This window comes from Bradyrhizobium sp. I1.14.4, assembly GCF_050435825.1.
Classification (GTDB): Bacteria; Pseudomonadota; Alphaproteobacteria; order Rhizobiales; family Xanthobacteraceae; genus Bradyrhizobium.
This window is the reverse complement of the sequence record NZ_JBNDLA010000010.1, coordinates 154,301-180,628: the sequence shown is the minus strand read 5'-3', so window position 1 is coordinate 180,628 and position 26,328 is coordinate 154,301. Positions and strand designations below refer to the sequence as shown.

Annotated in this window: 28 protein-coding genes; 16 read left to right on the top strand and 12 right to left on the bottom strand. The window is 64.6% G+C overall.

The annotated features are described in order from the left end of the window. Nucleotides 1–56: 56 nt before the first annotated feature. Entirely contained in the window at nucleotides 57–353 is a 297-nt protein-coding gene (locus ABIB78_RS21620) for a hypothetical protein (RefSeq protein ID WP_429028318.1), read from the bottom strand. Next, nucleotides 346–612: a hypothetical protein gene (locus ABIB78_RS21615; protein WP_429028317.1), complete on the bottom strand. Its 267-nt coding sequence runs from the start codon at nucleotides 610–612 to the stop codon at nucleotides 346–348. Before ABIB78_RS21615 ends, ABIB78_RS21620 begins: the two co-directional genes overlap by 8 nt. 306 nt (nucleotides 613–918) lie before the next feature. Between ABIB78_RS21615 and ABIB78_RS21610 the strand changes: the two genes are divergently transcribed. The 6 genes from ABIB78_RS21610 (at nucleotide 919) to ABIB78_RS21585 (ending at nucleotide 5,028) form a co-directional block, all read left to right on the top strand. Continuing rightward, nucleotides 919–1,128: a hypothetical protein gene (locus tag ABIB78_RS21610; protein WP_429028315.1), complete on the top strand. Its 210-nt coding sequence runs from the start codon at nucleotides 919–921 to the stop codon at nucleotides 1,126–1,128. A 558-nt stretch (nucleotides 1,129–1,686) separates the two neighbouring features. Further along, entirely contained in the window at nucleotides 1,687–2,664 is a 978-nt protein-coding gene (locus tag ABIB78_RS21605; RefSeq protein WP_429028527.1) for a tripartite tricarboxylate transporter substrate-binding protein, read from the top strand. A 251-nt stretch (nucleotides 2,665–2,915) separates the two neighbouring features. Next, nucleotides 2,916–3,620 (top strand): septum site-determining protein MinC, encoded by a 705-nt coding sequence (gene minC / locus ABIB78_RS21600; protein WP_429028313.1) that lies wholly within the window; start codon nucleotides 2,916–2,918, stop codon nucleotides 3,618–3,620. A gap of 21 nt (nucleotides 3,621–3,641) precedes the next feature. Beyond that, complete coding sequence (gene minD, locus ABIB78_RS21595) at nucleotides 3,642–4,457, top strand: septum site-determining protein MinD (RefSeq protein WP_429028312.1); 816 nt, start codon at nucleotides 3,642–3,644, stop codon at nucleotides 4,455–4,457. Next, a complete protein-coding gene (minE, locus tag ABIB78_RS21590; protein WP_429028525.1) occupies nucleotides 4,457–4,735 on the top strand; it encodes a cell division topological specificity factor MinE in 279 nt (92 codons plus the stop codon). The genes minD and minE overlap by 1 nt, the downstream gene beginning before the upstream one ends. After that, nucleotides 4,732–5,028: a hypothetical protein gene (locus ABIB78_RS21585; RefSeq protein WP_429028310.1), complete on the top strand. Its 297-nt coding sequence runs from the start codon at nucleotides 4,732–4,734 to the stop codon at nucleotides 5,026–5,028. Before minE ends, ABIB78_RS21585 begins: the two co-directional genes overlap by 4 nt. Before the next feature lie 20 nt (nucleotides 5,029–5,048). On the opposite strand, the gene ABIB78_RS21580 is transcribed toward ABIB78_RS21585, so the two are convergent. Further along, nucleotides 5,049–5,942: an NAD-dependent protein deacetylase gene (locus tag ABIB78_RS21580; RefSeq protein ID WP_429028308.1), complete on the bottom strand. Its 894-nt coding sequence runs from the start codon at nucleotides 5,940–5,942 to the stop codon at nucleotides 5,049–5,051. Nucleotides 5,943–6,005: 63 nt separating this feature from the next. On the opposite strand from ABIB78_RS21580, the gene ABIB78_RS21575 reads away from it, so the two are divergent. After that, complete coding sequence (locus ABIB78_RS21575; protein WP_429028305.1) at nucleotides 6,006–6,386, top strand: c-type cytochrome; 381 nt, start codon at nucleotides 6,006–6,008, stop codon at nucleotides 6,384–6,386. A 122-nt stretch (nucleotides 6,387–6,508) separates the two neighbouring features. Here ABIB78_RS21575 and ABIB78_RS21570 read toward each other — a convergent pair whose 3' ends face one another. From ABIB78_RS21570 to ABIB78_RS21560, 3 genes are all read right to left on the bottom strand, one after another. Next, nucleotides 6,509–7,687 (bottom strand): LysM peptidoglycan-binding domain-containing protein, encoded by a 1,179-nt coding sequence (locus ABIB78_RS21570; RefSeq protein WP_429028303.1) that lies wholly within the window; start codon nucleotides 7,685–7,687, stop codon nucleotides 6,509–6,511. A 132-nt stretch (nucleotides 7,688–7,819) separates the two neighbouring features. Beyond that, entirely contained in the window at nucleotides 7,820–8,500 is a 681-nt protein-coding gene (locus ABIB78_RS21565; RefSeq protein ID WP_429028301.1) for a hypothetical protein, read from the bottom strand. Beyond that, entirely contained in the window at nucleotides 8,491–9,897 is a 1,407-nt protein-coding gene (locus ABIB78_RS21560) for a selenium-binding protein SBP56-related protein (protein ID WP_429028299.1), read from the bottom strand. Before ABIB78_RS21560 ends, ABIB78_RS21565 begins: the two co-directional genes overlap by 10 nt. A 346-nt stretch (nucleotides 9,898–10,243) precedes the next feature. Between ABIB78_RS21560 and ABIB78_RS21555 the strand changes: the two genes are divergently transcribed. After that, nucleotides 10,244–11,806 (top strand): serine hydrolase domain-containing protein, encoded by a 1,563-nt coding sequence (locus ABIB78_RS21555; RefSeq protein ID WP_429028297.1) that lies wholly within the window; start codon nucleotides 10,244–10,246, stop codon nucleotides 11,804–11,806. 149 nt (nucleotides 11,807–11,955) lie between these two features. On the opposite strand, the gene ABIB78_RS21550 is transcribed toward ABIB78_RS21555, so the two are convergent. Beyond that, nucleotides 11,956–12,162: a hypothetical protein gene (locus tag ABIB78_RS21550; RefSeq protein ID WP_106324689.1), complete on the bottom strand. Its 207-nt coding sequence runs from the start codon at nucleotides 12,160–12,162 to the stop codon at nucleotides 11,956–11,958. 299 nt (nucleotides 12,163–12,461) lie between these two features. On the opposite strand from ABIB78_RS21550, the gene ABIB78_RS21545 reads away from it, so the two are divergent. Next, entirely contained in the window at nucleotides 12,462–12,704 is a 243-nt protein-coding gene (locus ABIB78_RS21545) for a hypothetical protein (RefSeq protein ID WP_106324687.1), read from the top strand. A gap of 123 nt (nucleotides 12,705–12,827) precedes the next feature. Here the strand turns inward: ABIB78_RS21545 and ABIB78_RS21540 are convergent, their stop codons facing one another. Further along, nucleotides 12,828–13,292, bottom strand: a complete 465-nt coding sequence (locus ABIB78_RS21540) for an Lrp/AsnC family transcriptional regulator (protein WP_429028295.1) — start codon at nucleotides 13,290–13,292, stop codon at nucleotides 12,828–12,830. Nucleotides 13,293–13,467: 175 nt separating this feature from the next. Between ABIB78_RS21540 and ABIB78_RS21535 the strand changes: the two genes are divergently transcribed. The 3 genes from ABIB78_RS21535 (at nucleotide 13,468) to ABIB78_RS21525 (ending at nucleotide 16,291) form a co-directional block, all read left to right on the top strand. Next, nucleotides 13,468–14,481, top strand: coding sequence for a 1-aminocyclopropane-1-carboxylate deaminase (locus ABIB78_RS21535; protein WP_429028293.1), 1,014 nt, complete (start codon nucleotides 13,468–13,470; stop codon nucleotides 14,479–14,481). Between the two features lie 100 nt (nucleotides 14,482–14,581). Beyond that, nucleotides 14,582–14,827: a hypothetical protein gene (locus ABIB78_RS21530; protein ID WP_429028523.1), complete on the top strand. Its 246-nt coding sequence runs from the start codon at nucleotides 14,582–14,584 to the stop codon at nucleotides 14,825–14,827. A 204-nt stretch (nucleotides 14,828–15,031) separates the two neighbouring features. Continuing rightward, the gene (locus ABIB78_RS21525) at nucleotides 15,032–16,291 is read left to right on the top strand and encodes a S1C family serine protease (RefSeq protein WP_429028291.1); all 1,260 of its coding nucleotides are present in this window, start codon (nucleotides 15,032–15,034) and stop codon (nucleotides 16,289–16,291) included. A 208-nt stretch (nucleotides 16,292–16,499) separates the two neighbouring features. Here the strand turns inward: ABIB78_RS21525 and ABIB78_RS21520 are convergent, their stop codons facing one another. From ABIB78_RS21520 to recQ, 4 genes are all read right to left on the bottom strand, one after another. Continuing rightward, nucleotides 16,500–17,444, bottom strand: a complete 945-nt coding sequence (locus ABIB78_RS21520) for a metallophosphoesterase (RefSeq protein ID WP_429028290.1) — start codon at nucleotides 17,442–17,444, stop codon at nucleotides 16,500–16,502. 82 nt (nucleotides 17,445–17,526) lie between these two features. Next, nucleotides 17,527–19,275 (bottom strand): flavin-containing monooxygenase, encoded by a 1,749-nt coding sequence (locus tag ABIB78_RS21515; RefSeq protein WP_429028287.1) that lies wholly within the window; start codon nucleotides 19,273–19,275, stop codon nucleotides 17,527–17,529. A gap of 172 nt (nucleotides 19,276–19,447) precedes the next feature. Beyond that, nucleotides 19,448–20,140: an alpha/beta hydrolase gene (locus tag ABIB78_RS21510; RefSeq protein ID WP_429028285.1), complete on the bottom strand. Its 693-nt coding sequence runs from the start codon at nucleotides 20,138–20,140 to the stop codon at nucleotides 19,448–19,450. A 144-nt stretch (nucleotides 20,141–20,284) separates the two neighbouring features. After that, entirely contained in the window at nucleotides 20,285–22,153 is a 1,869-nt protein-coding gene (recQ, locus tag ABIB78_RS21505) for a DNA helicase RecQ (RefSeq protein WP_429028283.1), read from the bottom strand. A gap of 122 nt (nucleotides 22,154–22,275) precedes the next feature. Between recQ and ABIB78_RS21500 the strand changes: the two genes are divergently transcribed. The 4 genes from ABIB78_RS21500 to ABIB78_RS21485 are packed head-to-tail and all read left to right on the top strand — an operon-like array spanning nucleotide 22,276 to nucleotide 26,324. Continuing rightward, nucleotides 22,276–23,094: a c-type cytochrome gene (locus ABIB78_RS21500; RefSeq protein WP_429028281.1), complete on the top strand. Its 819-nt coding sequence runs from the start codon at nucleotides 22,276–22,278 to the stop codon at nucleotides 23,092–23,094. Further along, nucleotides 23,087–23,617, top strand: coding sequence for a c-type cytochrome (locus ABIB78_RS21495; RefSeq protein ID WP_429028279.1), 531 nt, complete (start codon nucleotides 23,087–23,089; stop codon nucleotides 23,615–23,617). The genes ABIB78_RS21500 and ABIB78_RS21495 overlap by 8 nt, the downstream gene beginning before the upstream one ends. Further along, nucleotides 23,614–24,105 carry a (2Fe-2S)-binding protein gene (locus ABIB78_RS21490; RefSeq protein WP_429028277.1) on the top strand — a complete coding sequence of 164 codons (492 nt, stop codon included), beginning with the start codon at nucleotides 23,614–23,616 and terminating at the stop codon, nucleotides 24,103–24,105. Before ABIB78_RS21495 ends, ABIB78_RS21490 begins: the two co-directional genes overlap by 4 nt. Further along, on the top strand, nucleotides 24,102–26,324 hold the full coding sequence (locus ABIB78_RS21485; protein ID WP_429028274.1) for a molybdopterin cofactor-binding domain-containing protein: 2,223 nt from the start codon (nucleotides 24,102–24,104) through the stop codon (nucleotides 26,322–26,324). Before ABIB78_RS21490 ends, ABIB78_RS21485 begins: the two co-directional genes overlap by 4 nt. Nucleotides 26,325–26,328 lie beyond the last annotated feature (4 nt).

Below are 26,328 nucleotides of genomic sequence, written 5' to 3'. Positions count from 1 at the left end.
GCGATGGCTCCGTGACATGATGATCACCACTTCGGCTCGTTGCTTCCGCGATCGTCTCAGTCCTCGCCGGTGAGCCTGGCGAAATCGTCGAGCAGCGCCGCGACCAGCGCGCGGTGCCGCGTGTCCTCAGCAGGCAGGCTCGCGGCGTAGAGGTTGAGCAGATGCCGTGCCTTGACCGCGGCCTCCGGCCACGAGGCGGCTGGCACCGTCATCATGCGGTGTTCGAGATCGGCTTCCCGCTCGCGCAGCTCCCTGCCATGGGTCTCGACCTCGGCCAGCGCCCGGCGCAGATCGGTCGCCTTCTGCGCAGCCATGCCGCGATGCTTGTCGAGATCGACCGGTTGGTCAGTCATTGGCGGCGCGCGCATCCGTAGCCTGCGCATTGGCAAGGTCGACGGAGCCGATCGAGAGCAGCTCCATGGAGCCGCGGACGCCTTCCGCGGGCACCATGATCATCGTAGCGATGCGGCGGTAGGCCGAGAAGGTGAGGCCCTCGATCGCCTCCTCGTCGGTGATGACCTCGTAAGCTCCGGCGGGCAGCAGCCGCTCGATGCCGCGGATTCGGAACCGATGCCTGAACGTAACGGTCTCTCGCCGCGAGCGGATGGTCATGCACGCCTGCCTTTATGCAAGAGGGGCCGACCGGGCAGCGATGACCATGCGCCGGTCGCACCGCAATAGCCAGCACTTTCGTGATTACGTTGCGCAAGCTGACGCCGCAGCGCCCCACGCGCGGCGCTTTGGATCTCGCTATTGGCGTGACGCAGGCGTAGGGTCGTCATATCACGATGGCTAGGACAACGCGCGTGTCGTACCTAGTCACGGGGACCAACGCGTATGGCAGCGCCAATCTCGGCCGCGGCAGCGCGACCGTCGCATTGCGCCTAGCGCGAAAGCTGCTGCGCGAGGGCTACATCGATGTCCGCGCCGCGCGGGCGCGTTCTGCAGTCGGATGAACTGGACGAACTCGAACCCCAACAGGAGCTGGACATCATGGCCAAGGGACAGCAACGCAGCAATCGCGAAGCCAAGAAGCCGAAGAAGGAAAAGGCCAAGGTAGTTGCCGCGGCGCCGAGCCGGAAAGAGGCCGCTTGGCAGCCGGATTTCGGGCAGCCGAAGAAGAAATAGGCAACGGATTCCTATCGATTCGGAGTCAGAAGCTGACTGCCATTCCGACGCCCCGCCGGCATTTGCCCTCTTGGCGCCACTTGCGGGAGAGGACCGAGATTCCAGCATTCGCCGAGCAACACGCTGATCCCTCCAGTGTGAGCGAAGCCTTACTGCTTCAGTTTTTCGACGTCGAAGCTAGACCTGACCTGCGTCACCGGGACGACGTTGTCCCGTACTTCAATCGCCATACTCTTTGCCGCTTCAGCCTGCACCACATGAAGGCTCAATAGTTCCAAGCCTTCCTCATCCATGGATAGGCCGTCGGCGCGTTGGATCGGCGGTGACGTCGATCGGGCCGCTCAACGTCAACGACCGCTCGTTCGACGTCGCTATCCGCGGCAATGTCGGCGAGCCGGCCGGATGTCGCAGCATTTCATGACCGAACTGATCGTGCCGGTCTGCCACGTCGAAGGGCTGGAGCTTCCAGACGGGTGAGACGCTGAGTTCGTGTCTTTCGATTGGACCTCACCGCGCCTCCAGCCCTATGACAGCACCGGGGGAACGCGCATGCCCAACATGTCTCGCCGGCCATTCCTGCAATTCGCGCTCGGCGCGGCGACGCTGCCGCTTGCATCGATCAGTGCTGGCGGGGAAACGGTTGCGCGCCAGGTCACCATGATCGTGCCGTTCGCCGCCGGCGGCCCGACCGATGTGCTGGCGCGGATCCTGGCCGAATATATGCGTGGCACGCTCGGTCATCCCGTCATCATCGAGAATGTCACCGGAGCCTCCGGCACCGTCGCGGGCTTGCGCGCCGCGCGCGCGACGCCTGATGGCACCACGATCACGATCGGGCATTGGGGCACGCATTGCCTCAACGGCGCGATCTATCAGCTGCAATATGATGTGCGCGAATTCGCGCCGATTGCGCTGGTCGCCAGCGGGCCGCAGCTCATCATCGGTCGGCCCGATCTGCCGGCGCAGAATCTGAAGCAGCTGATCGCCTGGCTCAAGGCCATGGGCGACAAGGCCACAGCGGGCACCGCGGGCCCGGGATCCGGCGCGCATGTCGCGGGCGTTTTCTTCCAACAGCTGACGGCCACCAACTTCTCCTTCGTGCCGTATCGCGGCGCTGGGCCGGCGCTGAACGATCTGATGGCCGGGCATATCGATATCATGTTCGATCAGGCCTCCAATTCGCTGCCGCAGGTGAAGAGCGGAACCGTGAAGGCCTTTGCAGTGACGTCGTCGTCGCGGCTTGCATCGGCGTCAGATATTCCAACCGTCGATCAAGCCGGATTGCCGGGTCTCACCATCGCCTATTGGCACGGCATCTGGGCGCCGAAGGGAACGCCGGCCGATATCGTGTCGACACTGTCGAAAGCGGTGATAGCGGCGCTCGCGGAGCCCGCCGTCCGGCAACGCTTCGCCGAGCTCGGGCAGGAGATTCCGCCGCCGGACAGGCAGAGCCCCGCCGCGCTGCGTGCGCATCAGGCCGCCGAGGTCGAGAAATGGTGGCCGATCGTCAAGTCGGCCAACATCAAGGCGGAATAAACGTAATCGGCTGATTGCCGCGCGGTGTTCGATGCATCCGTGCAGGCCGAGCGATCGCCATCGCCGCGGCGTTGATTCGCGCCGTATCCCAGCATTTTGCAGTCCGGTTCAGCTGCTTTGCGCAACTGGCGGGATGACCGCCGCAGGAGAATTGCCGACCGAAATCCGTGAAAACCCTGGCTGTCGTTAACCTTTGATTAACCATGCGGTCCGATTGTTAACCATTCGACAAGACAACCGAGTCAGGGGCGATGGACGCAACACAACAGGTCGCACGTCAGCAGGTCCGCATGCGCGGCCGTTCCTATGTTGCGTTCGTTTTCGCGCCCGTCGTGCCGGTCGTGTCCTGGCTTGCCGAGATCGACGCGACGCTGGCGAAGTCGCCGGGCTTCTTCACCGGCAAGCCCATCGTGCTCGACCTCTCGGCCGTCGATCTCAGCCAGACCGCAATCGCGCATCTGGTCGGCAGCCTGGCTGAGCGCAACATCCGCATCCTCGGCATCGAGGGCGTCGACGAATCGAAGCTCGGCACCAACATGCCGCCGCTTTTGACCGGTGGCCGCGCCTGCGCGATCACCCATGTCGAGCCGAAGACGCCGCAGCCGAAAGACAAGGACAAGGCCAAGTTGCCGTCGCTGCTGCTGGAGAGCCCGGTCCGTTCCGGCCAGTCGATCGTGTTTGCCGAGGGCGACGTCACCGTGCTCGGCTCGGTGGGTTCCGGCGCCGAGATCGTCGCCGGCGGATCGATCCATGTCTACGGCACGCTGCGCGGCCGCGCGATGGCCGGCATCAACGGCAATTCGGCGGCCCGCATCTTTTGCCAGAAGATCGAGGCCGAACTGCTCGCTATCGACGGCTACTACCAGACCGCGGAAGAAATCGCCGACAGCCTGCGCAATCGGCCCGCCCAGGCGTGGCTCGAGGGCGAAATGCTGCGCATCACACCATTGAATTGATCGACCACAAGGAGAGAGAGAATGGCCAAGGTATTGGTCGTGACGTCTGGGAAGGGCGGGGTCGGCAAGACGACCTCCACGGCCGCGCTCGGCGCGGCGCTCGCGCAATTGGGCCAGAACGTCGTCGTCATCGATTTCGACGTCGGCCTGCGCAACCTCGACCTGGTGATGGGCGCGGAGCGGCGGGTGGTGTTCGACCTCATCAATGTGGTGCAGGGGGTTGCAAAACTGCCGCAGGCGCTGATCCGCGACAAGCGGCTGGAAAACCTCTGGCTGCTGCCGGCGTCGCAGACCCGCGACAAGGACGCGCTGACCGAGGAGGGCATCAAGCGCGTGATCTCCGATCTCAAGACCAAGTTCGACTGGATCCTGTGCGACAGCCCGGCCGGCATCGAACGCGGCGCAACGCTTGCGATGCGCTACGCCGACGAGGCCATCATCGTCACCAATCCGGAAGTGTCGTCGGTGCGCGATTCCGACCGCATCATCGGCATGCTGGACTCCAAGACGGTCCGCGCCGAGCGTGGCGAGCGGGTCGAGAAGCATCTGCTGGTCACCCGCTATGACAGCGCGCGGGCTGCGCGCGGCGAGATGCTGTCGATCGACGATATCCTGGAGATCCTTGCAACCCCCTTGCTCGGCATCGTCCCGGAGAGCCAGGACGTGCTGCGCGCCTCCAATGTCGGCTGTCCGGTGACGCTGAACAATGCGGGCAGTGCGCCGGCGCGGGCCTATATCGACGCGGTGCGGCGCCTGATGGGCGAGTCCGTGGAAATGAAGGTGCCGGTCGAACGCAAGGGGCTGATGGACCGGCTGCTGCGACGGAGGGCGGCATGATGAACGTAATGCGGCTGTTCAGCGGCCGCTCTGCATCGGCGCCCGTCGCGCGGGAGCGGCTGCAGATCCTGCTTTCGCATGAGCGCGGCCGGACCGGCGCGCCCGATCTTCTGGAGACGCTCCGCTCGGAAATCCTGGGCGTGGTCTCCAAGCATATCGACGTCGACCCCGACAAGGTCGTGGTCCGGATGGACCGGGGCAAGTTCGTCTCGATGCTCGAGGTCGACATCGAGGTTCCCAACGGCGTGCAACGATCAAAGATGGTGGCGGCCACATGACGGCAGACAGCAACAGTCACATTGCCTGGCAGCGCGCGCAGCTCAAGAAGCTGCGTGCAGCGCTGAAGGAAATCGAGGTCGATCAGCTCGGCAAGGCCAATTGCGGCCGCGCGACGCAGATGACGATCGACGAATTGCAGCGCAAGATCGGCGAATCAGGCCGCTGCATCGCCGAGTACGAGCGCCGCACCCGTCGCCCGCTGGCGACGGATCGCGGCAGTCTTGCCAGCGTGAGCTGGACGCACTGGAACGCCAATCTGCCGATAGCCAAGTCGCAGCGCCATCGCGCATGACAGCGTGAACGGGCGCTGGTCTACAGCAAGAACGACAGCGCCGTCTCGCACTGGTCCTCGATCTTGAGCGTCAGCAACTCGTCGGCTCGGGTGCGGCCGAGATTGACGGCGGCGATCGGTAATCCGCGCTGCTCCGCCATCCGCACGAAGCGGAAGCCGGAATAGACCATCAGCGAGGAGCCGACGACGAGCAGGGCGTCGGCCTGCTCGAGATGCGCCTGCGCCGACGCAACCGTGTCGCACGGCACGTTCTCGCCGAAGAACACCACATCGGGCTTCAGCACGCCGCCGCAGGCCTCGCAGGCCGGCACTACGAATGACGAAAAATCCTGTTCGAGATCGGCGTCGCCGTCAGGTGCATCGGCGGCATCAAGCCTGAGCCACGCGGGGTTCAGCCGTGCAAGTTCGTCCTGAAACTGTTCGCGCGGCATCGTCGCGCCGCAGCCGAGGCAGCGCACCACGTCGAGCCGGCCGTGCAGGTCGATCACGCGCTGGCTGCCCGCGGCCTGGTGCAGGCGGTCGACATTCTGGGTCAAGAGCAGCTCGCAGCGGCGTTGCTGTTCGAGCTTCGCCAGCGCGCGATGCGCACCGTTCGGCGTCGCGCGGCCGAACCGCCGCCAACCGACCATGCTGCGCGCCCAATAGCGCTGCCGCGTCGCTGCCTCACCCAAAAATGCCTGGATCGTCACCGGCCGCGTCCGCTTCCAGTTGCCGTCGCTGTCGCGATAGTCAGGAATGCCCGAATTGGTGCTGCAGCCGGCTCCGGTCAGGACAAACAGGCGTTGGTGCCGATCGATGAAATCCTGCAGGGCGGGGTGTTGCATGGCAGCACATCTAGTGCGGCGCGCACGCCTGCGCCAGATGGAGGGCCTGTTGCGAGCGGACCTTTCACGCCGCCTCTGCGTTGACGGCATGGCACCCGAGACAGGGTGTCGCTGGCGCCTGCTTGCCTGGTGCAATTGCAGACGGAGTGATCGATGCGGCCAAGATTCATCGTCGTCGTTTGCGGGCTGACGGCCCTGCCGCTGTCGCCGTCCTATGGCCAGGATGCGGGCGTGTCCGGCGAGCAGGCATTCAACAATTCCTGCCGCACCTGCCATACCGTCAAGGAAGGCGATAATCGCGTCGGCCCGAACCTGCACGACATCATCGGCCGCAAGGCTGGATCGGTTGCGAATTTTCCCTATTCGGAGGCGATGAAATCATCCGGCATCGTCTGGGACGACAGCACGCTGTTGCGCTTCATCGAGGATCCCGAAGCCGTGGTGTCGGGCAACGGCATGAAGCCGTACACCGGCGTGCGCTCGGCGGAGGATCGCGCGAAGATCGTGGCCTTTCTGAAATCTCCCGGCAAGTGACCGTTAGAGCGTTTTCGAGCGAAGTGGATACCGGTTCGCGTGAAGAAAACGCGTCAAAACAGGAATCTAGAGCCCCGTTCCGATTCAATCGGAACGGAAAAGGCTCTAGCGGAATTCCGGCGTTACCGTGCCGGCAGCACGAAGACCTGGCCGGGATAGATCAAGTTCGGATTGCGGATCTGCTGCATGTTGGCCCGATAGATCACCGCGTAGCGCTGCCCGGCACCCAATGCGCGCTGGCTGATCCGCCACAGACTGTCGCCGCGGGCCACGGTGGTGGTCGTGATCTTCGGCACGGTCACGACGGAAGGTGAGCTCACATCAGATGCGACGGGTGTCGTCGCCGCCGCGAGCCGCGGTTTGGTCATATCCGCACGGCCGGACGAGGCTGCTGATGCCGGCATCGATGCGGTCGTCGTGTCCGGAACGTTGAACGGCACCTCGGCCCGCGCGCGGACCTTGCCGGAGCCGGGGTCGACGTCGTCAAGCCGCACCTGATAGTTGCCGGCCGTCACGCCCTTGTTGATCGTGACCGAGAGGTGCCCCGCCTGGTCGGCAGTGGCGGATGTGATCAAACTGCCGTTGAGATAGAGCCTGACGGTCGCGCCGGGAGCTGCTTGACCGCTCACATGGAGCTTGCCACCCGGTTCGGTCTCGACCGCCTCGATCACCATTTTCCCGGCTGCCGGCGGCGTGGCCGCAGGTTGCGACAGCACCCGGACCGGCTTGTCCGGCGTCATCAGCGCCACCATCGGCCGCTCCCTTGCCGCAGCCTCGAGCGCCACGGCTACGCTTTGTTTGGAGATCACCTGCTTGCCGTCACGCGTCATGCGCAGGGTCAGGTCATAGTTTCCCGGCGGAAGCGGGCGCGGAACCATGACGAACTGGCCGGACTTATCTGCCACGGCGCGATCGTGAACCTCGCCATTGCGCAGCAATTCCACCGTCGCGCCAGGTAGCGCCCGGCCGGCGACAACGGTCTCGCCGGTCGGCTCGATGCTGACGACGTCGAACTCCGGCACGGCGTCGCCGCCCGGTGCCGGCGACGGTCCTGCCAGCGCGTCAGCCAGGGAGGCGGTCTCGGTTTGCGCCTTTGCCAGCGCGGTCTTGTCCTGGTTTCGCGCGTCCTGGTCTCGCGCGGAAGCCGCCGGCGCGGATGGCGCCGTCGCCATCAAAGGCGTGTTTGCGCCCAGGATTTGCTGGGTTTGGCGGATGCCGAAGACGAGCGCTGCCGCGCTGCCGGCGGCAAGTGCCAGCAACGGAATGACCAGTCGCATCGCCGTGGCGTTCATGATTGGCATCCGCGGATGAATGTCCCCGCGCGCGACCCTGCAGCCCCGTGGGGACCCCGAGAGAGAGTGCGCCGGTTTGCGCTGGCCATCAAGTCGAATGAAAGGATTACTTCTCTTGGGCAGCCGGTCTGGCCCGGCAGCTCACCGCCACTCCGCGACATTGACGGCAAGCGCCGCAGCGCCCACAAGAATGAGGCTGACAGCCCAGACTGTCTCCAGATTGAACCAGCTCCGCGCAACGAATTTGACGCCGAGATAGCGATAGACCAGCCATGCCAGCAGGCCGCCGGCACCGAGCATGGCGGCGGTGTGGACGAGCGCAACCAGGAGCGCCATCGCAAGATTCTGGTCGATCACGCGGGCCGCGGCGGTGTGGCCGTCACGCGCGGCCGATGGCGCGCAGAGGCCGAGATAGATCGGCAGCAACATCAAGCCTGCGCCATGTGCGATCGCCACAGCGAACGACCAAAGCGCCAATCTGGTCGGCGGTATCCGCGCCAAAGCGCGCGGATGACGGCGATCGACCAGGCGCATGAGGCCGAAGCCGATAACGATGATGCCCGCCGCGATCTGGATCGGGCGCTGCCATTCCGCCAGCGCGATCAACAGCGCAAACGGCAGCAGCACGAGCAGCATCGCTGCAAGGTGGCCCGTCGATAGCGGCAGCAGCGCGCCGAGGACGGCGCGCGGCGATTTGTTCATCAGGCCCGCGGAAACCGCGAGCGGCCAGCCCATGCCCGGATTGATTCCGTGATAGAGGCCGCTTGCGATGATCGCGAGCCACAGCCAGATGCCCGTCGTATCGATGGCACTCAATTCCATACCGACGGATAGCAGAACGAATCGGTCGAACAGTCGCCGCCCTCGAGGCGGATTTGATGCGGGCGATAGCCCTCGGGGAAATCGACGAAATAGTCCTTGGCGAGCTCCAGCCCGCCGTTTGCGCCGACATTGGCCATGACCTCGGCGCCCGGCATGCCGTCGGGATAGAACTGGTCGTCCCAGGTCGAATAAAGCGAGTTGGTCCAGTACACCCGCTTGCCGTCGCGGCTGATCTCGACCATCTGCGGACCGCCGGCAAACGCCTTGCCATTCGGATGCGGCGTGCGGCGAGCGATGCCGCCAATATGCACCGAACCTGCAAGCTTCGGCTTCCTTGGGTCGCGGACGTCGTATTGGCGCATTTCGCCGGTGCCCCAGCAGGAGACGTAGAGGAAGCGGTCGTCCATCGACAGGTCGATATCGGTCACCAGCGGTGGCACGGCGCCGAATCCCTGTAACAGCGGTGGCAGCTTTTCCTTCGGCGCCGGCTCGGGCGGTATCGTCGCGGTCTTCTCGGCGTGGAATTTTCCGCCCTCGCGCCACCAGGTCCAGATCGACGCTTCGAGGTTGGTGGTGTCGACGACGACGCCGACAAAGCCGTACTCGCGGATCGGATCGTGCGCGGGCCTGACCTCGAGCGCCATCTGGTGATTGGCGCCGAGGTCGATGGTCTGCACATTGCGCCGAGCTCGCAAATCCCAGAAATGCAGCCGGTGACCGTATTTGTTCGACAGCAGGTCCTCGGCGACGATGCCGTTCTCAAATTGCGGCGGTAGCGCCCACTCGCTCGTCACCATGTAGTCGCGCGGCAGATTCCACCAGAAATCATAATGCAGAGTCTGCGGCCCGCGGTCGATCTCCCAGCGGCCGAGCACGTCGAAGGTCTCGCAATCCATGATGAAAATGCCGGGCGGGCCCTGCGTACCATCCTTGCCGCCGCCGCCGAGGGTGGAGACGTAAATGCCTTCCGGCCCGCAATGAATGGTATGCGGCCGCGAATAGCCGGTTTTCTTGAACACTTCCTCCGGCTCGATGATCCTGTGGATCTTCGCCTCGAGCGGCGAGGGTTTGGTGTCGATGATGTAGATGCGCGACGATCGCAGCCCGGGGATGATGAGATAGCGTCGTTCGATGAAGGCGTGTCCGGCGAGCGGAGACAGTGCGGAGGAGCAGGCGTTCCAGCCGAAGTGATGGAACTCGTCGCCCTTGTTCGGCATCGTTACGGTATGGACGATCCGGCCATAGGTCTTCGAGCCCGGCTTGACGTCGATCACCGCGAGCGCGTCGGGCTTCTTGAAATCGGGACTGAGCAGCAGCGTGTAGGCGAACTGCTCCGGCGGCGCCTCCATCGCAAGTCTTGGCGAGGCGTGAAACGTGGGGTCGGGTCGCATCGTCATGACGTCCTCCCGGTTATGTCGGCTTGTCGCCAACGTCGGGCCGCTCGCAGCGTTGCAATGGTCTGCAATGGTCTCAATGGGTCGGCCTGGCACTCCGCTGGACGCGAGGTTGGCTGCGGACAGCTTACGGCATCATGCGCCTCCCGGAAACACGCCCGCATCCATTTGCGCTGTGGCGTTCTGCCACGAGTTCGTGAGCCGAATCACACTTGGAATTACTCACACTTGGAATTACTGGCGGCTCAGCCCGCGCTTAGCCAGCATCCATGTCCGCAAGTTGTGAAGTGAGGCCGCTGCCGCTCGTGGTATATGCCTTGCGCAAGCCGATCACTGGCAGGGGCGGACTATGCAGGCAGCCGATCTCGTCGTCGGGCTTTCGTCACGGATCAGGACTGCGCTGGGCGCGTTCATCCTGCTCACATCGGTTTGTTCCGGCGCGGCCAATGGGCAAGGCGCCGAGCCGGTCTGGCCGACGGCTCAATGGGAACCCTCCACGCCGGAGCAGCAGGGCATGGATTCGGCGGCACTGGCAAAACTCGTGACGACCGGCACTACGCGTAGCTTCGACAGCCTGCTGGTGACGCGCCATGGCCGCATCGTGCTCGATGCGTATTACGCGCCCTTTACCGCCGACATGCCGCACGCAATCAACTCCTCCACCAAGGCAGTGGTCTCGACGCTGCTCGCGATCGCCTACAAGGATGGTCTGCTGGATCGTCTCGATCATCCCATGCTGGACTTCTTTTCCGATCGCAGCACCGCCAATATCGACGAGCGCAAGAAGGCCATCACGGTCCAGCATCTGCTCAACATGACATCGGGCCTCGACTGGGACGAGGGCTTCGAAGGTGGGCGGGAGCAGTCGCTTCGCGACATGGGAAGGAGCGCGGACTGGGTCCAGTTCATTCTGGACCGCCCGATGGCGCATGCGCCGGGCGAGGTCTTCTATTACAACAGCGGTGGCTCGCATCTGTTGTCTGCGATCGTCAGCAAGCTTACCGGCAAGAGCACCGCCGACTATGCCCAGGAGCGACTATTCGGTCCGCTCGGCATCGCTCAGCCGTTCTGGCGGCGGGATCCCCAAAAGCTCGCGATTGGCGGATTCGGCCTGGCGATGCGGCCGCGCGACATGGCGAAGATCGGCTATCTCTATCTGCGCAACGGTGAGTGGGCGGGCAAGCAGTTGCTGCCGGCGGATTTTCTCGATGCCGTCAACCATGCCAGCATCAACATGAATTCGCGGTTCGATCCCTCGCGGCGCTACGCCAATCAGTTCTGGGCCATCCCCGACAAGCACGTCTACATGACGGTCGGCTATCATTGCCAGGTAGTCATGGTGTTGCCGGAGCGGGATATCGTCGCCGTCATGACGGCGAGTAGTTTCTGTTCGTTCGGCAAGCTGGCCGACGAGATTTCCGGTGCCATCAAATCCGATCAGGCTTTGCCGGCCGATGCGGCCGCGGCCGAACAATTGGCAAGGGCGATCGCCGACGTCTCCACCGAGAAGCTGGGACAGGTCGGCGCGACGCCCGCGATTGCATCCACGATCTCGGGCCGGACCTACAAATTTCCCGACAATGACCTGGGTATCAAGACGCTGACGCTGTTCCTTGCCGATGAGAACCCGCGCTACGTGGTGGAGACGAACGCGGGCGATCCTGCGCGGCGCCACCTCGACGGACCGATCGGCCTCGATGGTCTCTATCGCAAGAGTGCCCCCAGCTTCCTCGGTGTTCGCGCCGTCAAGGGCGCGTGGAAGGACGTGCAGACCTTTGTCGTCGATCTCCAATATGTCGGGCTCGGCGACGCCTGGATATGGACGCTCACCTACGACGGCGACAAGGTCGCGCTGCGCGGCAAGGCGAGGGATGGGCGCGAGGGAGCAGCGGAAGGGGCGGCGGGCGGCTAAAGCGCGGCGCGTGCTGGCGCGCACAGCTGCAGTGGCCGGGTTGATCTCCTGATCAGACTTATAGGCATTTTCACTTAAAGGCGTGCCGGGACACTCGCTCACGGTTCGCGGCAGGTGGCCTGCGCCGATTTTCGATACCCGCGCATTGCTTATTGCGAGTACGTCAGCTGCTCTTCCGTCACCACCCGCTCGATATTGCCTGCTTTGCTCCTGATTCGGTATCGAAGCCGCCCGTCTGCTTCTATCGGCATGCGTTGAACGATGGTGTAGACCGCCGGCTGATCGGCCTCGGCACGACCTTGCGGCCCCTGGGCCCGGTGGTGAACGTCCTCATTCAGCTTGTAGGCATATGACATCTGTCCACCTCAAAAAGATTAGGGGGTGCTCTAACGCAGGACTGTGCTGTGACGCAATGGAGCTGTGGCTTCCCGTGCGGACGCGACTTGCTGCTTCGATCGCCGCGTCAGGCCTCTCCGGAGTCCGCAGGAGCACGTTAGTCACATTGACCGAATACGCCGGAAATAGCCACCGAATACTCGCCTTCGACCAGGGATGCGTGAGCGCCTTGGAAGGGGTCCCGGCCGTTTTGCGGCTTCAGTTGCCATTTGATCGCCTCAGGCAGATGCTGCCGGCCAGGGGTACAAGGGAGAGCAGCATGAGCAAGGCAGGTCTCGACAACCGGCATCCCAACAAGGACGGCGAAATCAGCGGCAAGCACGGAAATACGCTGCTGCGCACCTTGCGCAAGGTCTACGGGCCGGGTTTCGCGGCGGGTTATCCCGAAACCGAGAAGCTGAGCGATGTCCTGGTTGCGCTGAATGAGACGTCGCTCAGCCAACTCCGTCGCGATCATCAGACCGGCCATCTCGGGCACAAGATCGCCAAAGCTTCGAAGTAGGTTGCCGAGCGGGGCTAAAGCATGATCCGTAAAAGTGCGAAGCGGTTTTCCGAGAAGATCATGCTCAAACAAAGAGCTAAAGCGCGATGACGATTCAACCCAATCTCATCGCGCTTTAGCGGCTCAAAACTCCAGCGCCGCATTATCCACCACCTCCTTCATGACGAAGAAGGTGCGGGTCTGCCGCACGCCGGGCAGCGCGATCAGCTGGTCGCCATGGATGCGCTTGAAATCGTCGACATCGCCGGCGCGGATCTTGAGGAAGTAGTCGAAATCGCCGGCGACGAGGTGGCAATCGAGCACGCATCTGAGTTGCGCCACCGCCTGCTCGAAGCTCGCAAAGCTTTCCGGCGTCGAGCGGTCGAGCACGACGCCGACCATGACCAGCGTGCCCTTGCCGAGCTTGCGCGGCGCCACCATGGCGCGGACGCCGCTGACATAGCCGTCGTCGAACAGCGCTTGCGTTCTCCGGTGGCAGGTGGCGGGGCTGACGCCGACCTGGTCGGCCAGCTCGGCATTGCTGAGCCGGCCGTTCTTCTGCAGCAATCTCAACATCTTGAGGTCGATGCGGTCGAGCCGGGATGACATGGAAGAATCTCTCACAATTGGCCGGTTTAGTGAGAGGAACCATATCATGGTGACCGAATTCAGCAATCTTCGATAATCTTGGGGGCTGAGTTAGAGAGCACCTTTCGCGCCGGGGGTGATAGGTCTGGCCGCCGTTCCAGGACACCGAAAACACGACACCAAAGAGGATGCCAGCATGCTGGAAAAATTCGCGCGCTACCCGCTCACCTTCGGGCCGACCGCCATCGAGAAGCTCGATCGGCTGTCAAAGCATCTCGGCGGCAAGGTCGAGCTCTATGCCAAGCGCGAGGATTGCAATTCCGGGCTCGCCTTCGGCGGCAACAAGCTGCGCAAGCTCGAATACATCATCCCCGACGCGATCGCCTCCAACGCCGACACGCTGGTCTCGATCGGCGGCGTGCAGTCGAACCATACGCGCATGGTTGCCGCCGTCGCGGCCAAGATCGGCATGAAGTGCCGGCTGGTGCAGGAAAGCTGGGTGCCGCACGAGGACGCAGTCTATGACCGCGTCGGCAACATCCTGCTCTCGCGCGTGATGGGCGCCGATGTGCGCCTGGTCGATGACGGCTTTGACATCGGCATCCGCAAGAGCTGGGAGCAGGCGATCGAGGAGGTGAAGGCGGCGGGCGGCAAGCCTTACGCTATACCGGCCGGCGCCTCCGTGCATAAATATGGCGGGCTCGGTTATGTCGGCTTCGCCGAAGAGGTGCGCGCGCAGGAGCGCCAGCTCGGCGTCAAGTTCGACTACATCATCGTTTGCACAGTGACCGGCTCCACCCATGCCGGCATGCTGGTCGGCTTCGCCGCCGACGGACGCGCGCGCAACGTGATCGGCATCGACGGTTCGTTCACGCCTGCGCAGACGAAGGCGCAGGTGCTGTCGATCGCGCAGAACACCGCAAAGCTGGTCGAGCTCGGCCGCGACATTGTCGACGACGATGTCGTGCTGATCGAGGATTACGCCTATCCCGCCTACGGCGTGCCGTCGGAGGAGACCAAGGAGGCGATCCGCCTCAGCGCGCGGCTCGAGGGCATGATCACCGACCCCGTCTATGAGGGGAAATCAATGCAGGGCATGATCGATCTCGTGCAGAAGGGCTTCTTCCCGGCCGGATCGAAGGTGCTCTACGCCCATCTCGGCGGCGCGCCGGCGCTCAACGGCTACGCCTACGCGTTCAGGAACGGCTGAGGCAGGCCGCGGGGCTCCTACGGGCTGTCGCGTCAGGTCCGCGTCAGCTTCGTTCGGTATTTTTACGGTGCCGGACGAGTCGGGAGACCTTCGCGTGAGGATGATGAATGCGGCCGGCCGAGCCATCGCCGCGCTCGGCGTCGGCATCGTCGCGGTGGGGCATTGGGTCTGGATCTACCAAGGCCACGGCGCTGTGCCGCGCGCCCGCCTGCTGGCGATGAACAGCGAGATCGAGCTCTACGCCGGCATCTTCCTGATCGGCGTCGGCGTGCACGCCTTCGCATCCCGCTACTGGTTCAGCGATCCAGACCCGCCGGCGCAGTCTTCGGCTGGGGAGCCGCCATAGCGTCCGCCTGGCGCGGCCGCTGAATATGTCCGGGTTGACATTTCTGGAACAAAATAGGAACATTTCTTCTGTAACCAGAGGATGTGGCGGTTGCCTCATCCGCGGCGGTATTGCGTGGCCGCAGGACCAAAGACCAAGCCGCGCACCACTTGCGGATGAATTTCTCCGCCTCCTATGATGGGTTGTGGCTGGGGAGTATGCGTCATGAGAGTTGCGATCTGGGCGGCCGTTGCGGCCGCGTGGCTGTTTGCGTCTGCAACTTCGTCGAGCGCCCGCGGTCCCTACGGTTCGATCAGTGTCGGCAACTGGAAGGGCGGCGCCTTCACCAACGACAAGAACGGCGCGTTCACGCATTGCTCGGCGGGCACCACCTACCAGAGCGGCATCTTCTTCATGGTCTCGATTGCCGAAAATGACAGCTGGCGGCTCGGCTTTGCCCATGACAGCTGGCGTTTGACGCCGGGTGAGGCCTTTCCGCTTGCGCTGACCTTTGACGGCCAGCCGGCGTTCAACGTTTACGGCCTGCCGTTCGGCACCCAGCTCGTCAATGTCGAGATGCCGGTGAATTCGGCGCTGATCAACCAGTTCCGCAAGGCGCGCCAGATGACGGCATTCGCGCAGGGACAATTGTTTCAGTTCAACCTCAATCAGACCGCGCAGCTGCTGCCGGCACTGCTCAACTGCGTGGTCTCGGTGAAGAAGAACGGCGTCGCCAATGCCAGCGAGTTCGCGGTCGCGACAAAGCCTGCGGCTGCGCCGCCGCAACAGGCGGCTCCGGCGCCGCCGCAGAAACAGGCGAGGTCGGGGACGGGGACCGGCTTTGTGGTCAGCAGCAGCGGCCACGTCGTCACCAATCACCATGTCGTCGGCGGTTGCAGCGAGATTACCGGCAACCTGAGCGGCGAGGCGCCGGTCAAGCTGCGCCTGGTGTCCGATGACGAGACCAACGATCTCGCGTTGCTGCAGGCGCCGGCGCCGTTCAAGGACGTCGTCAGCCTCAGGCAAAATCCCATCCTGGTCGGCAACGGCGTGGTCGCGGTCGGTTATCCCTATCACGGATTGCTGACATCCGATTTCACGGTCACCACCGGCATCGTCAGCTCGCTGAGCGGCATCCTCAACGAGACCCGTCATCTGCAGATCAGCGCCGCTGTGCAGCCCGGCAATAGCGGCGGTCCGCTGTTCGATCTTACCGGCGCGGTGGTCGGCGTGGTGGCTGCCAAGCTCGACGCGGTCAGGATGGCGCGGGCGACGGGAACCATCCCGGAGAACATCAACTTCGCGATCAAGACCGGCGCGCTGCGCGACTTCCTCGACAACAGCGCGGTGGCGTACCGGACTGCCGAGTGGCGCGAGGAGATGAAGAAGGAAACCGCCGAAATTGCCAAGAATGCGCGCGGCTACACGCTGCTGATCACCTGCACGGTGAACGAGCAGAGCGCGAGCGCGAAACGGGGAAATTGAGACTTCCGCTACTCCCTCTCCCCGTCCTTACCGCAGGGCGATCGCATATGGCGATCGGCCACACGTCTTTTCCTGCGCAAGTCCGGGCAGCCGCCGGCTCCTTTGCATGGGGTTGTTTTCGATATTTTGGCCATGTGCTCTTACGACGGCAGGCTATCCGGCTATCAGCAGCGCGGCGGGTTGCCACGTACGGGCGAGGTATCAGAGCTCAGCGGCCGAGCCGCCGCAGCGTATGCACCGTGATCTCAGCCGGGCAGTTGAGCCGCACCGGCGCCAGGCTGGTGCCGGCGCCGGTTGATGTGTATCCGGCAAGCCTCTCGAAACGCCAGGCGCCCTTGCCCATTCGGCGCGGCAGCCGCGCCTCCAGCTTGATCGCGACGCCGCCGGGCAGGCAGAGCTGGCCGCCATGGGTATGGCCGCTCAGCATCAGGTCGAAGCCGGCCGCGGCCGCCTCGCGATAGGACTCGGGTGTGTGCGCCAGCAGGACCGAAAACGCGTCGCGCGGGATTGCCGCGGCAGCCTTTGCAATGTCGTCGGTGCGATAGAAATGCGCGTCATCGATGCCGGCGAGATGGATCGTCGCGCCATCGCGCGTGATCGGTTCCTGCTCGTTGAACAGCATCCTGATGCCCATCGCCTCCAGCGCCGGCGTCATGCGGATGCTGTCGTGATTGCCGAGGATGCCGTAGAGCGGCAGCTTGATCCGCGCGCAGAGATCCCTCATCAACGTGAGGCTCGTCTCGAACGGTCCATACGTCTTGCCGCGGTAGTCGCCGGTGAGGACGCAGATGTCGCAGGCGATGGTGCGCACGATATCCGCCAGATGTCGCATCGCGCCCTGGCTGATGTCGGCGTGGAGATCGCTGAGGTGAAGGATGGCGAAGCCGTCGAACGCCGCCGGCAGGCGCGTTGACGTCACCAGGTTGCGCCGCACCTCGACCCGGTCGGCGTTGCGCCGCGCGCGGCCATAGAGGCCGGTCACCTTGAGCGCGGTCTCGACGGTCCACGGCGCCAGCTTCCAGTTCTCGACGTTGAACAGCAGCGTGCCCTGGCCGAACAGCTGCTTTTCGTGCGCGGCCTCGATTCCAAGCCGGTGCACGACGTGATCCGCGCCGATCCGATCGACCAATCCTTGCAACGCCGTGTCGGCCATTGTCCCCCGTGCGGCCCACGATACGAAACGCGGGCCGGCGCGACACTATCATGCGCGATCCTGCCGGGGATACCGCCGATGCTCAGACCACAGGAACGCGCCTGGCGGCGATCGCGGCCGGCGAGATCACCTCGATGTCGAGCGGCACCTGCCAGCGCTCGGTGAAGCGCACCTGCGGCGGTGCGTTGCCGGTGCGGCCGCCCTGCAGCACGAAGCCGTCGTAACCCGAGTTCATCACCTCATTGCATTTCTGCACATAGATCGGGAAGCCGCCGATATAGGGCATGAACACGCGAGGGCGGCCCGGAATATTGGCGCCGACATACCACGAGCTGCAGGTCGAGCGCAGCGAGACCGTGGAGACGTCGTTGACATGGGCGACCCAGGCATCCTCGTCGTCGCGCACCGCTTCGATCGTGCCGGCGCCGACCTCGCGCATGTGGCCGAGGCAATCCGCCAGCCAGTCGACATGCTGCTCGATCGCCTGGATCATGCTCGCGAGCACCGACGGGCTGCCGGGCCCGGTGATCATGAACAGGTTCGGAAATCCCTCCGAGGCGAGGCCGAGATAGGCGCGCGGCCCGGCGCGCCATTTTTCGGCCAGCGTCTGCCCGCCGCGGCCGGTGATCGCGATCTTGTCGAACGAGCCGGTCATGGCGGCAAAGCCGGTGGCGGACACGATCGCATCGAACTTGTATTCGGTGCCGTCGACCACGATGGCATCGCGCGTGAAGCGTTCGATCGGCGTCGTCGAGACGTCGACCAGCTTCACATGCGGCAAATTGTAGGTCTCGAAATAATTGGTGTCGACGCAGAGCCGCTTGCAGCCAAACACGTTTCGAGGGCACAGCAGCTCGGCGGTGGCGGGATCCTTGACGATGCCACGGATCTTATCCCGCGCGAAATCGGCGATAGTGTCGTTGGCGGCCTTCTCGAACAAGAGGTCGCCGAACGAGCCGAGAAAAGGCAGGCCGCCGCGCTGCCAGGCTTCTTCATAGAGCCGCTCGCGCTCTTGCTCGCTCGCCTGCAAGGCGGGCTGGGCGTTGAACTGGAAATAGAAGCCGGTCGGTCGCGCGCGAGCCTTGGTGCGCAGCTCCGGATAATGCGCCTTGGCTTCCTTCAGATACTCCGCCGACAGCCGCTCGTTCCATGCCGGCACCGACCAGGTCGCGGTGCGCTGGAATACGGTGAGCTCGGCCGCCTGCTGCGCGATGATCGGGATCGACTGGATCGCGGATGAGCCGGTGCCGATGACGCCGACGCGCAGGCCGGTGAAATCGACACCCTCATGCGGCCATTCACCGGTGTGATAGATCGGCCCGCGGAAATCCTCCATCCCGGCGAAGGCCGGACGGTTCGGTGCCGACAGGCAGCCGACCGCCATGATGCAGAACTTCGCGGTGACCCTGTCGCCGTGGTCGGTTTCGATCAGCCAGCTGCCGGCCTGTTCGTCGAAGGTCGCCGCGGTGACGCGGGTGTCGAACACGATCTGGCTGCGCAGATCGAAGCGATCGGCGACATGATTGGCGTAGGCGAGAATTTCGGGCTGCGGTGAATATTTCTCCGACCAGCTCCAGTCCTGGTCGAGTTCCTCGGAGAACGAGAAGGAATATTGCAGGCTCTCGACGTCGCAGCGCGCGCCGGGATAGCGATTCCAGTACCAGGTGCCGCCGACGCCGCCGCCGGCTTCATAGACCCGCGCGGTGAAGCTGAGCCCGCGCAGCCGATGCAGCATGTACATGCCGGCGAACCCCGCGCCGATCACCACCGCATCGAACGTTCCGGTTTCGGCAGGGCGCGCAGTTGTGCGCGCGGCGTTCTCCTGAGCCATGGCCCGTCTCTTCCCTATCTTTGGTCGTTATGTCTTGTCTTGGCCGCGCCTCGCTGGACGCAACGACCGAAAGATTAGGGCGAGGGCGGCGCAGCCCGCAAGCACATGCGCTGCCGCGCCGGGTATGGCTCCTATGCCTCCGGGTCGAGGGCTGCGGTATCCGGGCGCTGCCTTACGCGAGACTCGTAGCGGCTTCATCGATCAGGGCGGTCACCTCGTTCGGCTTCGAGGCCAGTGAGGCGTGGCCGGCAGCGAGCGTGATGATCTTGCGGGGATTCATCCGTTCCGACATCCGCTTCTGGTTGTCAGGGTTGATCATCCGGTCTTCGCTGGAAATCTGGTACCAGACCGGCTTCTTCTTCCAGGCCGGCGCGGTGACGTTGTCGCCGAAGGTGCTGGCAAGCGGCGCTTTCTGGGTGACCGCCATCACCAGCGCTTCATCGGCAGGCAGGTCCTGGCAGAAGCTCTCGTGAAATTTGTCGGGCTTAATCCAGAGATAGCCGTCGCTGTCGGGCGCAAGATTGGCGATCGCAGCCGGCGGAAGCGCTTGGCTGATGGCCCCGGGGCTCTCGCCAGCGTCGGGCGCGAAGGCGGCGATATAGACGAGACCCGCGACATTGGGCAGGTCGCCGGCCTCGGTGATAACGGCGCCACCATAGGAATGGCCGACCAGCAGCACCGGACCGCTCTGCTGCTTGACCATCTTGCGCAGGCGTTCGGCGTCGTCGGCGAGCGAGGTCAGGGGCATCTCAACCGCTTGCAGGCCGCTATGCCCTTTGCGCGAGAGCGCAACGATTACCTTGCTCCAGTGCGCAGCACCTCCCCAGAATCCGTGAACCAGAACGATCGTCGGCTTGCTGCCCATGCTCGGCTCCTCTGGTGGATGAGTTAAGGAAACGCGGGCAGCATGAGCGGGCGCTTGGCTGCCGTCAACGAGACAAGGCGCGGCCGTATCGCGCCGGTGTCACGTTTTCGTCACCAGCAGGAGGCAGTCACCAATGCCGGTTGTTCAGCCGTCGTTGGACTTCACGATCCGGATCAACTCGTCACCGTAATGCTCGAGCTTCTTGTCGCCGATCCCGGCGATGTTGCGCAGCTCGCACAGCGTGTCCGGCCGCATCGCCGCGATGCCGTCGATGGTGGAATCGTGCAGCACCACATAGGCCGGCACGCCGCGCTGGCGCGCGATCTCGGAACGCCAGGCGCGCAGCGCCGCATGCAGCGCGGGGTTGGCGGCGGCGCCCTTGCCGTCGGCCGCAGGCGCGAGCTCACCGCGCCGCGAAGTGCCGCGGATCGCGCGATTGCGCGCGCCTTCCGGCTGCTCGCGCAGCATCACCGTGGTTTCGCCCTTGAGCACGCCGCGGGCGCTGTCGGTCAGCTTCAGCGCGCCGAAGGCGTCGCTGTCGGCGCGCAGATGACCCATCGCCACCAGCTGGCGCAGCACCGCGCGCCATTGCTTCTCATTGAGCTCGCGGCCGATGCCGAACACCGACAATTGGTCGTGGTTGAACTGCTTGACCCGTTCGGTCAGCCGCCCGACCAGCACATCGATCAGGTGCATGGCGCCGAAGCGTTGCCCGGTGCGATAGACGCAGGACAGCAGTTTCTGCGCCAGAACCTTGCCGTCGCGGACCCGCGGCGGCGTCAGGCAGTTGTCGCAATTGCTGCAATTTTCGTGCGCGTGCGTTTCGCCGAAATAGCCAAGCAGGCGTTGCCGCCGGCAATGCACGGTTTCGGCAAGCGCAACCAGCGCATCGAGCTTGCCGATCGAGACGCGCTTGAAGGCGTCGGAGCCGGTCGATTCATCTATCATGCGGCGCTGCTGCACGATATCGGAGAGGCCGTAGGCCATCCACGCCGCCGACGGCTTGCCGTCACGGCCGGCGCGTCCGGTTTCCTGGTAATAGGCCTCGATGCTCTTGGGCAAATCGAGATGCGCGACGAAGCGCACGTCGGGCTTGTCGATGCCCATGCCGAACGCGATCGTGGCGACGATCACGATGCCGTCCTCGTTGAGGAAGCGGTCCTGATGCCGGGCACGCACGCTGGCATCGAGCCCGGCGTGATAGGGCAGCGCCGGAATGCCGGCCTCGCTCAGCGACGCCGCGACGTCCTCGACCTTGGCACGGGACAGGCAATAGACCACGCCGGCGTCGCCGGCATGCCGCTCCTTGATGAAGGACTTCAGCTGCGTGGTGGCGTTCTGCTTGTCGACGATCTCGTAGCGGATGTTGGGGCGGTCGAAGCTTGCGACGAACTCCGGCGCGTCGGTGAGTGACAGCCGCTCGGCGATCTCCTTGCGCGTCAACGCGTCCGCGGTCGCCGTCAGCGCGATGCGCGGCACCTTGGGGAAGCGCTCGGCGAGCGCGGACAAGCCGATGTATTCGGGGCGGAAGTCGTGGCCCCATTGCGAGACGCAATGCGCCTCGTCGATCGCAAACAGCGCGATCTGCGCCTGGCCGAGCAGATTAAGGCAGCGCGGCGTCAGCAGCCGTTCCGGGGCGACATAGAGCAGGTCGAGATCGCCGGCGAGCAACCGCCGTTCGACCTCGGACGCTTCGTCATACGATAGTGTCGAGTTCAGCACCGCGGCGTTGACGCCGGCTTCGGTGAGGCCCGCGACCTGATCGCGCATCAGCGCGATCAGGGGCGACACCACGATGCCACAGCCGTCGCGCAGCAGTGACGGCAGCTGGTAGCACAGCGACTTGCCGCCGCCGGTCGGCATCAGCACCAGGCAATTGCCGCCGTCAGTGACGTGGCGGATGATCTTCTCCTGCGCGCCGCGGAACTCCGACAGGCCGAACACGGAACTGAGCACGGAGCGCGCGTCGCGAGGCGGAGCGGATGCGCGATCGAGGGCGGGCTGGGCGGTCATGATCGCGTGCTCGGTCCCTTGGGATTTCCCGGGGTCAACAGGCGGTGATCGAGGTTTTCTGGCCGAACGATACCGGAACGAAGGGTGTTAATACACGTCCCAACAACAAACTCAATTCAGGCATGGCCGGTCGGCTGAGGATCATCACAGGCATTGCCGCGATCGTGCTGGTCGCAGGCGCGGCGGCGGGCTTTGCGGTCGCCTGGCGGCCACAGATCTCGGCCATTGCGCCGCCGCGGCCCGATACCTTCGATCCCGAGATCGTCAAGCGTGGCCGTGATCTCGCGGCAATCGGCAATTGCAACACCTGCCATACCGTGCAGGGCGGTGGAAATTACGCCGGCGGGCTTCCGATTCCGACGCCGTTCGGCACGGTCTTCTCGTCGAACATCACACCGGATGCCGGCACCGGCATCGGGGGCTGGCCGGAAGAGGCCTTCGTCCGCGCGATGCGCTCGGGTGTCGGTCGCGACGGCCAGCACCTCTATCCGACCTTTCCCTATGATCATTTCACCAATGTTTCGGACGCAGACGACCGGGCGCTCTATGCGTTCCTGATGACCCGACAGCCGATCCATGCGTCGCCGCCGGCGAATCAGCTGCCGTTTCCGTTGAACTACCGGCCGCTGATTGCCGGGTGGAAGCTGCTGTATCTTCGCAGCGGCGATGTCGCTTCTGACGCGGCGAAGGGCGCGGATTGGAACCGCGGCGCTTATCTGGTCGAGGGGCTCGCGCATTGCGGCGCCTGCCACACGCCGCGCAACGCGCTCGGCGCGGAGCGCGTCAATGCGCAGTTCTCCGGCGGAGACGTCGACAATTGGCACGCCTACGCGCTGAACGACGCGTCGCATGCCCAGGTGCGCTGGGATGCCGACGCGCTGTACGCCTATCTGCACCACGGCTGGCACGCCGATCACGGCACCGCGCGGGCCGATGGCTGAAGTTGTGAGCAACCTGGCGTCGGTGCCCGACAGCGATGTGCGCGCCATCGCCGTGTATATGGCCGATATCTCGGGCGCGCCGGCGCCGGATCGCAAGCAATCCGCGGACGCAGTGGCGCAGTCGGCCTCCGCGGACGCAGCGCAAGCCAACGCCGCTGGCGCGGCGATCTATGCGGCGACCTGCGCGGCCTGCCACGAAGGCGGCCGGGCGCTGCCCTATGGCGGCGTCAATCTCGCGCTGAGCACGGCGATCGCAAGCCCCGATCCGCGCAACCTTCTCAACATCGTGCTGGCGGGCGTCGGCGCCGTCGAGGGCGAGCGCAGTCCGATCATGCCGGGCTTCGCCGCCAGCATCGATGATGCGCAGATGGTTGCGCTGACGACGTATCTGCGCGCCAGGTTCGGCAAGCGCCCGGCGTGGAACAATCTCGAGAAGGCTGTGCATGACGCGCGCGCGGCGCAAGCCACGTCGCTTGCGGCGCGCGACACGCCTGCGGAATCCCGACAGCGAGGCAAGCCATGACGACATTGAAGATCAATGGCAGCGAACATCAGGTTGACGCGGATCCCGATACGCCGCTGCTCTATGTGCTGCGCAACGATCTCGAACTCAATGCCGCCAAGTTCGGCTGCGGGCTCGGGCAATGCGGCTCCTGCACCGTGATCGTCGACGGCAAGGCGGTGCTGTCCTGCGTTACGCCGCTGCTGCTCGTCGAGGGCAAGCAAATAACGACGCTCGAAGGGCTCGGCACGGTGGCGGCGCCAGCGCCGATCCAGCGCGCTTTCATGGAGGAACAGGCGGCGCAGTGCGGCTACTGCATCGCCGGGATGATGATGCGGGCGCAGGCGCTCTTGATGCGCAACTCGAAGCCATCGGATGCGCAGATCCGCGCCGAGCTGGAGCCTAACCTCTGCCGTTGCGGCACCCATATGCGCATCCTGCGCGCGGTGCACCGCGCCGCCAGGTTAATGGATACGGCCGACGCCGCAAGTGACAGGAGCGTCCGATGACGGCGCCAGTGGTTCTCGATCGCCGCAGCGTGCTGGCCGGTGGCGGCGCGCTGATCGTCAGCTTCTCGCTGCGTCATGCGGTGGCGCAGGAGAAGGCGACTCAGGGTCCGGAGTTGCCGGGCAGCCTGGCGAAATCGCCCAATCTGGATTCCTGGATCCGCATCGACGCCAACGGCCAGATCACGGCCTTTACGGGCAAGGCCGAACTCGGCCAGGGATTCCGCACCGCGTTCCAGCAGATCGCGGCCGAGCAACTCGATATTCCCTTCGATGCGCTGAAGGTGATCACCGCCGACACCAAACTCACGGCGAACGAGGGCTACACATCGGGCAGCCATTCGATGCAGGACAGCGGCACTGCGATCCTGCATGCCGCGGCGCAGGCGCGCGCGTTGCTGGTAGCCGAAGCCGCCAGGCGGTTCGACCTGCCGCCCGACCGGCTGCGGACCGAGAATGCGACCGTCGTCGCTCCCGATGGCCGGCGCCTGACCTATGGCGAGCTCGTTGCTTCGGACATGTTGCATGTCCAGGCGCAGCCGACATCAGACCTGAAGGATCCGGCAAGTTTCAAGGTGATGGGCCAGCCGGTGCCGCGCGTCGACATCCCGGCGAAGGTCACAGGCGGCGCCGCCTACGTGCAGGACATGCGGCTGCCCGGCATGGTGCATGCGCGCGTGGTGCGCCCGCCGAGCTACGGCGCGCAGCTCGCCGAATACGACACCGCCGCGATCGAGAAGATGCCCGGCGTGATCCAGATCGTGCGCGACGGCAATTTCCTCGCCGTGGTGGCGGAGAAGGAGTTTTTGGCAGTCAAGGCCATTCACGCGCTATCAGCCGCAGCGAAGTGGCGGGAGAGCGCGAAGCTGCCGAACCAGCATGATCTCGCGAATGTGCTGACGGCGCTGCCCTCGCAGGATTTTGCGATCTTCCAGCGCAATGATCCCTCGGTGAGCGGTGCGCGATCGCTCGAAGCCACCTATACGCGGCCTTGCCAGTCGCACGGCTCGATCGGACCGTCCTGCGCGGTCGCGCATTTTGTCGATGGCGCGATGACGGTGTGGACGCACACGCAAGGCGTCTATCCGGATCGCCAGGCGATCGCCGAGATGCTAGGCATGCCGCCCGCCAGCGTCCGCCTGATCCATGTCGAGGGTTCCGGCTGCTACGGCCATAACGGCGCCGGCGATGCCGCGGCCGACGCCGCGCTGATTGCCCGCGCGCTGCCCGGACGACCGATTCGGGTGCAGTGGACGCGCGAGCAGGAGCATGGCTGGGAGCCCTATGGGCCGGCGATGGTGACGAAGCTGAGCGCCTCGCTCGACGCCAATGGCAACATCGCCGACTGGAATTTTGCGGTATGGAGCAACACGCATTCGATGCGGCCGGGCGGCGCCGGCTCGCTGCTTGCGGCCCAGCACATGGCGCGGTCGTTCGCGGTGCCCGCGCCAAAGCCCTTGCCGCTGCCGGAAGGCGGCGGCGATCGCAATGCGATCCAGATCTATAATTTCTCGAATGCGCATGTGATGCATCACTTCATTGCCGCAATGCCGCTGCGGATTTCCGCGATGCGCGCGCTGGGCGCCTATCACAACGTGTTCTCGATCGAGAGTTTCATGGATGAACTGGCGGATCTCGCCGGAATTGATCCGGTCGAGTTTCGCCTCAAACATCTCGACGATCAGCGCGGCCGTGCGGTGGTCGAGAAGGCCGCCCAGGAATTCGGCTGGACGCGCGGGAAAAAGCCGCCGCAAGATCGCGGCTACGGCTTTGCGTTCGCGCGCTACAAGAACCTCGCCGCCTATTGCGCTATTGCATCCGAGGTGGAGGTCGATCGCGAAACCGGCCGCGCCCGCCTGGTGCGCGCGGTCGCCGCCGTCGACGCCGGCCAGGTCGTCAATCCCGATGGCATCACCAACCAGATCGAGGGTGCGATCGTACAGTCGGCCAGCTGGACGCTCTTTGAAAGTGTCACGTTCGACGAGGCCAGGATCACCAGCATCGACTGGCAGACTTACCCGATCCTGCGGTTCAATTCCGTGCCCGACAGCATTGCCGTCCACATCATCAACCGCCCCGGCCAGCCGTTTCTCGGCAGCGGCGAGACCGGCCAGGGTCCGGCTGCGGCGTCGCTCGCCAACGCCATTGCGCATGCGACCGGCAGGCGGTTGCGCGACTTGCCGCTCAGCCGCAAGCGGATCAAGGATGCGATCGATGCGTAAATCT

What these genes read in the sequence shown, in the direction of transcription:
- ABIB78_RS21620 (WP_429028318.1), bottom strand. Translation starts at nt 353, where the DNA reads ATGACTGACCAACCGGTCGATCTCGACAAGCATCGCGGCATGGCTGCG.
- ABIB78_RS21615 (WP_429028317.1), bottom strand. Translation starts at nt 612, where the DNA reads ATGACCATCCGCTCGCGGCGAGAGACCGTTACGTTCAGGCATCGGTTC.
- ABIB78_RS21610 (WP_429028315.1), top strand. Translation starts at nt 919, where the DNA reads ATGTCCGCGCCGCGCGGGCGCGTTCTGCAGTCGGATGAACTGGACGAA.
- ABIB78_RS21605 (WP_429028527.1), top strand. Translation starts at nt 1,687, where the DNA reads ATGTCTCGCCGGCCATTCCTGCAATTCGCGCTCGGCGCGGCGACGCTG.
- minC (WP_429028313.1), top strand. Translation starts at nt 2,916, where the DNA reads ATGGACGCAACACAACAGGTCGCACGTCAGCAGGTCCGCATGCGCGGC.
- minD (WP_429028312.1), top strand. Translation starts at nt 3,642, where the DNA reads ATGGCCAAGGTATTGGTCGTGACGTCTGGGAAGGGCGGGGTCGGCAAG.
- minE (WP_429028525.1), top strand. Translation starts at nt 4,457, where the DNA reads ATGAACGTAATGCGGCTGTTCAGCGGCCGCTCTGCATCGGCGCCCGTC.
- ABIB78_RS21585 (WP_429028310.1), top strand. Translation starts at nt 4,732, where the DNA reads ATGACGGCAGACAGCAACAGTCACATTGCCTGGCAGCGCGCGCAGCTC.
- ABIB78_RS21580 (WP_429028308.1), bottom strand. Translation starts at nt 5,942, where the DNA reads ATGCCGTCAACGCAGAGGCGGCGTGAAAGGTCCGCTCGCAACAGGCCC.
- ABIB78_RS21575 (WP_429028305.1), top strand. Translation starts at nt 6,006, where the DNA reads ATGCGGCCAAGATTCATCGTCGTCGTTTGCGGGCTGACGGCCCTGCCG.
- ABIB78_RS21570 (WP_429028303.1), bottom strand. Translation starts at nt 7,687, where the DNA reads ATGCCAATCATGAACGCCACGGCGATGCGACTGGTCATTCCGTTGCTG.
- ABIB78_RS21565 (WP_429028301.1), bottom strand. Translation starts at nt 8,500, where the DNA reads ATGGAATTGAGTGCCATCGATACGACGGGCATCTGGCTGTGGCTCGCG.
- ABIB78_RS21560 (WP_429028299.1), bottom strand. Translation starts at nt 9,897, where the DNA reads ATGACGATGCGACCCGACCCCACGTTTCACGCCTCGCCAAGACTTGCG.
- ABIB78_RS21555 (WP_429028297.1), top strand. Translation starts at nt 10,244, where the DNA reads ATGCAGGCAGCCGATCTCGTCGTCGGGCTTTCGTCACGGATCAGGACT.
- ABIB78_RS21550 (WP_106324689.1), bottom strand. Translation starts at nt 12,162, where the DNA reads ATGTCATATGCCTACAAGCTGAATGAGGACGTTCACCACCGGGCCCAG.
- ABIB78_RS21545 (WP_106324687.1), top strand. Translation starts at nt 12,462, where the DNA reads ATGAGCAAGGCAGGTCTCGACAACCGGCATCCCAACAAGGACGGCGAA.
- ABIB78_RS21540 (WP_429028295.1), bottom strand. Translation starts at nt 13,292, where the DNA reads ATGTCATCCCGGCTCGACCGCATCGACCTCAAGATGTTGAGATTGCTG.
- ABIB78_RS21535 (WP_429028293.1), top strand. Translation starts at nt 13,468, where the DNA reads ATGCTGGAAAAATTCGCGCGCTACCCGCTCACCTTCGGGCCGACCGCC.
- ABIB78_RS21530 (WP_429028523.1), top strand. Translation starts at nt 14,582, where the DNA reads ATGATGAATGCGGCCGGCCGAGCCATCGCCGCGCTCGGCGTCGGCATC.
- ABIB78_RS21525 (WP_429028291.1), top strand. Translation starts at nt 15,032, where the DNA reads ATGAGAGTTGCGATCTGGGCGGCCGTTGCGGCCGCGTGGCTGTTTGCG.
- ABIB78_RS21520 (WP_429028290.1), bottom strand. Translation starts at nt 17,444, where the DNA reads ATGGCCGACACGGCGTTGCAAGGATTGGTCGATCGGATCGGCGCGGAT.
- ABIB78_RS21515 (WP_429028287.1), bottom strand. Translation starts at nt 19,275, where the DNA reads ATGGCTCAGGAGAACGCCGCGCGCACAACTGCGCGCCCTGCCGAAACC.
- ABIB78_RS21510 (WP_429028285.1), bottom strand. Translation starts at nt 20,140, where the DNA reads ATGGGCAGCAAGCCGACGATCGTTCTGGTTCACGGATTCTGGGGAGGT.
- recQ (WP_429028283.1), bottom strand. Translation starts at nt 22,153, where the DNA reads ATGACCGCCCAGCCCGCCCTCGATCGCGCATCCGCTCCGCCTCGCGAC.
- ABIB78_RS21500 (WP_429028281.1), top strand. Translation starts at nt 22,276, where the DNA reads ATGGCCGGTCGGCTGAGGATCATCACAGGCATTGCCGCGATCGTGCTG.
- ABIB78_RS21495 (WP_429028279.1), top strand. Translation starts at nt 23,087, where the DNA reads ATGGCTGAAGTTGTGAGCAACCTGGCGTCGGTGCCCGACAGCGATGTG.
- ABIB78_RS21490 (WP_429028277.1), top strand. Translation starts at nt 23,614, where the DNA reads ATGACGACATTGAAGATCAATGGCAGCGAACATCAGGTTGACGCGGAT.
- ABIB78_RS21485 (WP_429028274.1), top strand. Translation starts at nt 24,102, where the DNA reads ATGACGGCGCCAGTGGTTCTCGATCGCCGCAGCGTGCTGGCCGGTGGC.